The sequence below is a fragment of the Enterorhabdus sp. P55 genome, assembly GCF_009911695.1.
Classification (GTDB): Bacteria; Actinomycetota; Coriobacteriia; order Coriobacteriales; family Eggerthellaceae; genus Enterorhabdus.
This window is the reverse complement of record NZ_QWKK01000119.1, coordinates 1-5955: the sequence shown is the minus strand read 5'-3', so window position 1 is coordinate 5955 and position 5955 is coordinate 1. Positions and strand designations below refer to the sequence as shown.

General features: G+C 63.8%; 3 protein-coding genes and 1 pseudogene. 3 read left to right on the top strand and 1 reads right to left on the bottom strand.

The genetic code is table 11. The annotated features are described in order from the left end of the window. Window positions 1–1085, top strand: a 1085-nt coding sequence (locus D1643_RS09380) for a leucine-rich repeat domain-containing protein (RefSeq protein ID WP_236643524.1), incomplete at its 5' end; no start/stop codon positions are given. A 308-nt stretch (window positions 1086–1393) separates the two neighbouring features. Here the strand turns inward: D1643_RS09380 and D1643_RS09375 are convergent. Further along, entirely contained in the window at window positions 1394–2584 is a 1191-nt protein-coding gene (locus tag D1643_RS09375) for an XRE family transcriptional regulator (RefSeq protein WP_160710369.1), read from the bottom strand. A gap of 173 nt (window positions 2585–2757) precedes the next feature. Here D1643_RS09375 and D1643_RS09370 point away from each other — a divergent pair, with 173 nt between their 5' ends. Both D1643_RS09370 and D1643_RS11605 read left to right on the top strand, forming a co-directional pair. Beyond that, the gene (locus D1643_RS09370; protein WP_201751066.1) at window positions 2758–5427 is read left to right on the top strand and encodes a hypothetical protein; all 2670 of its coding nucleotides are present in this window, start codon (window positions 2758–2760) and stop codon (window positions 5425–5427) included. 31 nt (window positions 5428–5458) lie between these two features. Beyond that, window positions 5459–5955 (top strand): annotated as a pseudogene (locus D1643_RS11605) (N-acetylmuramoyl-L-alanine amidase family protein); the annotation flags it as partial.

The window sequence follows — 5955 nt, the reverse complement described above, 5'->3', positions numbered from 1 at the left end:
ACGGCTCCATGGCCGTCAACGAGTGGGTGGGCTGCTTCGTGGGCCCCGACGGCAAGTGGGTCCCGGGCTACCAGGGCCCTTCCGATCCCTCCCAACCTGGCGACGCGAACGCGCCGAGCACGCCCGGCGATACCAATGATCCTACGCTTCCCAGCGAGCCGGCAAATTGGGATCTGTCGCGCGAGATTGACGGCAAAACAGACGATGGCTTCGTCTACTCCGGCACCGAATATCTTAAAGATGGCGCGGTTGTAAGCGGGTACATCGTAATAGAGGCCTATCAAGGATCCAAACAAGATATAGCCGTGCCGAACAGCATAAACGGACTTCCCGTCACCGCGGTCACCCTGTCAACATCGGCTAACCTCAATGAGATCGTCCCCTCCAAGACAAGAAGCTCTTCCCTGACCTCGGTAGACTTCACATCCTGCCAATCAGTCACGAAGATAGCCCTTAAAATGCAGGAGCTCGAGAATCTGAGGCTGGAAGACCACCCCGCACTTGAGAGCCTGACCATCGATCAGTCTGGCATCTCCACGACTATCCAAGGCAAGCTCAGAAGCCTCGATCTGTCCGACTGCCCCAACCTCACAGCGCTGACGATATACCATAGCAAAATCGCAGCCATCGATCTCTCGGCGTGCAAAAAGCTCGAAACGGTCACCTTCTACAGGAACAACTTCGTCGATCTCTCTTTCAGCGGATTGTCGTCGCTTAAGAAGATAAGCTGTCAGCAGAACAGCGCCCTCACAGCCCTCAATCTAAGCGGCTGCACTTCGCTCGTCGAGCTCCAATGCGACTATAACAAAATCAAAGCGCTCGACACGAGCAGCTGCAAAGCCCTGGAAGAACTCAATTGCAGCTGGAACGAGATCTCGTCCCTCTCCGTTCATGGATGCAACAAGCTCCAGATAATCAATTTCTACGCCAACCAACTGACCACCTTTGACCCCAGCGGCTTGCCAGCGTTAAAGGTCATCAAATATAACAGCTATTACCCGGGTCACGGGTTCGATGCAAGCGCAATCGAAGCCTGGGGTGTCTATCGGGAGCACTGCGAATGGGTGCGAAAGGATCTCGTCTAAGCTCTTGCCCTCATTTACCCTGCCTCAGGTGGCACATGCGCCAAAACCACGACTAGGGGCGGAGGGCGCGCCCTCCGCCCCTTCTGTACCCTGAGCCCCGTCTCTGGATGCCCGTCGGAACTCGTCGACATTCGTCGCATAACGGAAATGCAAAATCAACAGTATCTAGGGAGAAGACGCCGGCGAGAAAAAGAAGCACCGGAGAAGCTCCGAGGAACGCGATTCGCGCTGATTGCCATCATCCCAACCATCCCGCTGGGCCGCTAGCGACTGCCGCGACGAAAGCCCGCATCGCCCGCCAGCGCGCCCTAGGCCCTCCGCGCCGCCTCAAGGAGAGCGTCACGGGGAACCTCCGACAGCGCGGCGAGTTCCTCGGCGCGGCGTCGGATGAACTCTCCCAACTCGCGCAGGAACGGCTCCGGGAAGGGGTGGGCCTCGCTATTGCAGAACGCGAAGGATCCGAGGCGCTCCAGCTGATCCTTCTGCAGCGGGCCGATGAGCCGGGCCGCCTGCTCGTCGAAAGTCACCTGGGGCCACGCGGGCAGCGCGAAGCGAGCCTCCACCTCGAAGGCGTCCGGCTGATCAAGCCCCACGTTGAAGAAGAGCGACCGCCCGTTGTCGAACACGGGCGCCGCCTCCAGCAGCCGCCCCGTCCGACTCTCGCGCAGCACGCCGAAGTTGGTCAGGTGCCGGTCGGTATTGCAGATAAGCGCATCGAACACCATCATGGAGGCGTAGCGCTCGAAGTGCTCGATCCCCCAGCGCAGATACGCCCGCGCTGCCGCGCCGTGGGTGCTCTGCCCGAAGGTGAGGGCCTGGGGAACGTAGGACACCTCGGTCGTGCAGAAGCAGTCGCAGGCGGAGCTGGGGCCGGCAGACGCATCGCTCCACGAAGTCAGGTCGTAGCGCACGGCGTCGAGCTCCATGGCCTCGGCCACCTGGGACGCGAGAAACTCAGCGCGCGCCTCGCCGTACTCGGCGCGCACATCCGACGAGCCCTTGTACAGGCGACGCGTGCCGTCTTCCTCGATACGCCAAGCCTTGCGCAGGTTGCCGTTGGTGGTGAGCTCGGGAGTGGCGGGCGTCATGCCATGAAAATCGCTCATGACGCCGGTGTAAGCCACGGCAGCGAGCATCGACGAGAACCCGTTCTCGAAGAGGTTGACCTCGGAGAAGGTTCCCTCGAAACCCACGGGAGCTATCCAATAGGAGTCGTTGAGCGACAGTCCCATGCCGGCCGCCAGGATGCCGCTGCGGTCGTTGGCAGACAGCCCGAGGGATCGGCAGAGCTCCACGGCGAATCGGCGGTTCTGAGGGATGGCGCGCGTCGAGAGCCAGCGCCACAGCCCCTCGTCGGTCAGCTCGAGCCCGAGCGGCATCAGATGCGCAAGCTCGGCATCGCACTCTCGCAAGATGGCAGGATCGTCCTCGCCGAACGAGAAGCGCGCCAGAACCTGGTCGAACAGCCTCAGCTCATATATGTCATCTCCGCGAATCATGGGGTCATTCTAGCACGGGCGCTCCGGCGTCGAAGTCGCTGAGCGAGCGCCCCCCCCCCGATGACCTTTGTTGCGCAACGAAATTCTTCGAATTGGGAGTATCTATAGGCCATCGGCGCCCGCGGGGCATGGCGGGCGCATCGGGAGAACTGCCGCAGGCAGGAGGAGGAACGATGCTGAGTCAGATAAACCGCAAGGTAGCCTCGGCGGCGCTGGCATGCGCGCTTGTGATCGGCGGAGCCGGCACGGTCGCAATGGCCCAGGCGTCATTCGAGGCGCAGCAGGCCCACGCGGCGCCAGCTGGCGCCTGGAAGCAATCCGGCGACAGGTGGTGGTACGCCTATAGCGCAGGCGGCTACGCGAAGTCCGGGTGGGCCAAGATAAAGGGGGTCTGGTACCTCTTCGACGACGCCGGCTGGATGACCACCGGCTGGCAGATGTGGAAGGGAGCCTGGTACTACCTCCATCCTGAGAGCGGCGCCATGGCCACGGGCTGGACGCTCGTGGACGGGAAGTGGTACTGGATGGATGCCTCCGGCGCCATGCGCACCGGCTGGATCCAACTGAACGGCACGTGGTACTACCTCACGGGATCCGGCGCCATGGCCGAGGGCTGGGTGCTCGACCGGGGCACTTGGTACTACCTCAACCCGGAAAGCGGCTCCATGGCCACCGGCTGGGCGCTCGTGGGCAATACCTGGTATTACCTGGAAGGCTCGGGCGCCATGGCCACCGGCTGGGTGCAGCTGGACGGCACGTGGTATTACCTCGACGGATCCGGCGCCATGGCCGAAGGGTGGGTGCTCGACCGGGGCACCTGGTACTACCTGGAGCCGGGCAGCGGAGCCATGGCCACCGGCTGGAAGATGGTGGACGGCAAGTGGTACCACCTGCAGCCCTCCGGCGCCATGACCTCTAACACCTGGGTGGGCGACTACTACGTGGGCGGCGATGGCTCCATGCTCACCGGGGCCTGGGTGGACGGCTACTACGTCGGCGAGGACGGGAAGTGGATTCCCAACTACGTCGCACCCGAGGAGCCTGGAAAACCCGACCCGGATCCGGACGACCCGAAGGACCCGGTGGCGCCTAACCCCGATCCCGACGATCCGAAGGATCCGACGGAGCCCGACCCCGACCCGGAAGAGCCGGAGGATCCCATCCTGCCCGACCCCGTGCTCGCCGATTTCGACTGCGAGGTCGTCAAGGATGCCGATGGCAGCCTCGGCGTGAGCATAACGGGATACCACGGATCCGAGAGCACCATCGTCATCCCCTCCGCCACGAGCAAGGGCGTTCCGGTGACGTCGGCTCGCCTGACGGGCTCGAGGGACATAACCACCGTCGATGCGAGCGGGTGCGCGTCCCTGCGCAGCCTCGACTGCTCCAGCCTGATACTCACCGACCTTGAGCTCGAGGGATGCGACTCCCTCGAGACCCTCGACTGCGGCATGAGCGTGCTCTTCATCGACCCGTACCAGCTCCCCTCGCTCACCGAGCTCCGCTGCACAAGCGACCAGTCTGAGTTCGACTCCGCCAAAGTGAGCACCTGGGGCGCGCTCAACGCCAGCACCGGCACCTGGGAGCGCACAAAGCGGTTCGCCACGCCCGCTGCGGTCGGCGAGCCCACCCATGACGGAACCGACTTCGACTTCCGCGAGGTCAACCTGCCCGACGCGAAGGCCATCGCCATCACCGGGTATCACGGCAATAATCCTGACGTGACCATCCCCCATCGCATCAACGGCTACGAGGTCACCCACGTCATCCTCACCGACAACCCCGCCATCGAGTCCATCGACGCGAGCGGATGCCCGTCGCTGCGGGCGCTGATCTGCGGGTGGACCATGAGCCTCGGCGGTGGCAGCGGCACCGTCTACGCATTGCGCTCCGTCAACGTCGCGGGCTGCGACAAGCTCCTTGAGCTCGAGTGCAGAAACGGATCACTCGATACCATCGATCTCGCAGGGTGCGGCAGCCTGGAATACCTCAACATAATGAGCATCTGGTCTTCCCAAGATGATTCTCAGAAGAAGCTCGACACCCTCGACCTGAGCGATTGCGCTTCCCTCTCCTTCCTGGAGTGCTCCGGCCATCCGCTCGCCAACCTGACGCTGCCCGCAACCAAGGCGCTTCGTTACATAGGCGTAAGCGGCTCGCATCTTACTTCCCTGGAGCTTGAGGGCTATGCGAACCTGGAAAACCTCTCCTGCGCCAGCAAGACCCTTGCCTCGCTGCGCATCGCCTCGTGTCCCTCTCTCAAGGGCGTGGGCGCGGCAGCGGCAAACGGCCCCGTCACCCCCTACGTGCGCAACGAGCTTGCAACGCTGGAGATAACGGACTGCCCCGCCATGACGAGCCTCTTCTGCTATGACTCGAAGGTCTCGTCCCTCGATTTGCAGGGAATGCCCCGACTTGAGTACGTGGAGCTCTCGGGCAACCAGCTGACCTCGCTCGACGCAAGCGGGCTTGCGGCCTTGAAGAACTTGAGTTGCCGAAACAACCAACTGGCCTCGCTCAGCATAGACGGCTGCCCGCAGCTGCAGCGGGTTGACTGCTCCGAGAACCAGCTGGCCGCCCTGCGCACGGGCAAGCTTCCGCAGCTCACGATGCTGGTGGCCAGCGGAAATCCCCTCACCGACCTTGACGTATCCCAAGCCGCGGCGCTTGAGTCGCTCTATATCACCGGAAGCAGCCTTACGACCTTCGACCCGTTCGCCTGCCCCTCGCTCACCGAGCTTCAGTGCTTTGGGTGCGCTGACCTTGACATGACGCTCATAGAGCAGTGGGGCGACTTGGATACGACCGATCATAAGAACATCTGGGTGAAGAAGAACCTCTAAGCCGTTAAGGGACATGAGAAAGGAGAAGGATATGTCCAGATCGATAGCGCGCGGGCTCGCCTCGGCGGCGCTCGCCGGCGCCCTGGCGCTCGGGGGCGCCGGCGCCCTCGCGGCGGCCCAGGCCTCGCTCGATGCCGGGGAGGCCCACGCCGCCCAGGCGGGCTCGTGGAGGGAGTCCTCGGGGAGGTGGTGGTACGCCTACGACAGGGGCGGCTACGCCAGGTCGTGCTGGGAGCGCGTCGGCGGCGCGTGGTACCTCTTCGACGACGCGGGCTGGATGCGCACCGGCTGGGCGAGCTCGGCCGGCGCGTGGTACTACCTGCGCGGATCCGGCGCCATGGCCGAGGGCTGGGCGCTCGTGGACGGGGCGTGGTACTACCTGAGCCCCGGCTCCGGCGCCATGGCCACCGGCTGGGTGCAGCTGGGCGGGACGTGGTACTACCTCGACGGCTCCGGCGCCATGGCCGAGGGCTGGGTGCTCGACCGGGGCACCTGGTACTACCTGAGCCCGGGAAGCGGCGCCATGGC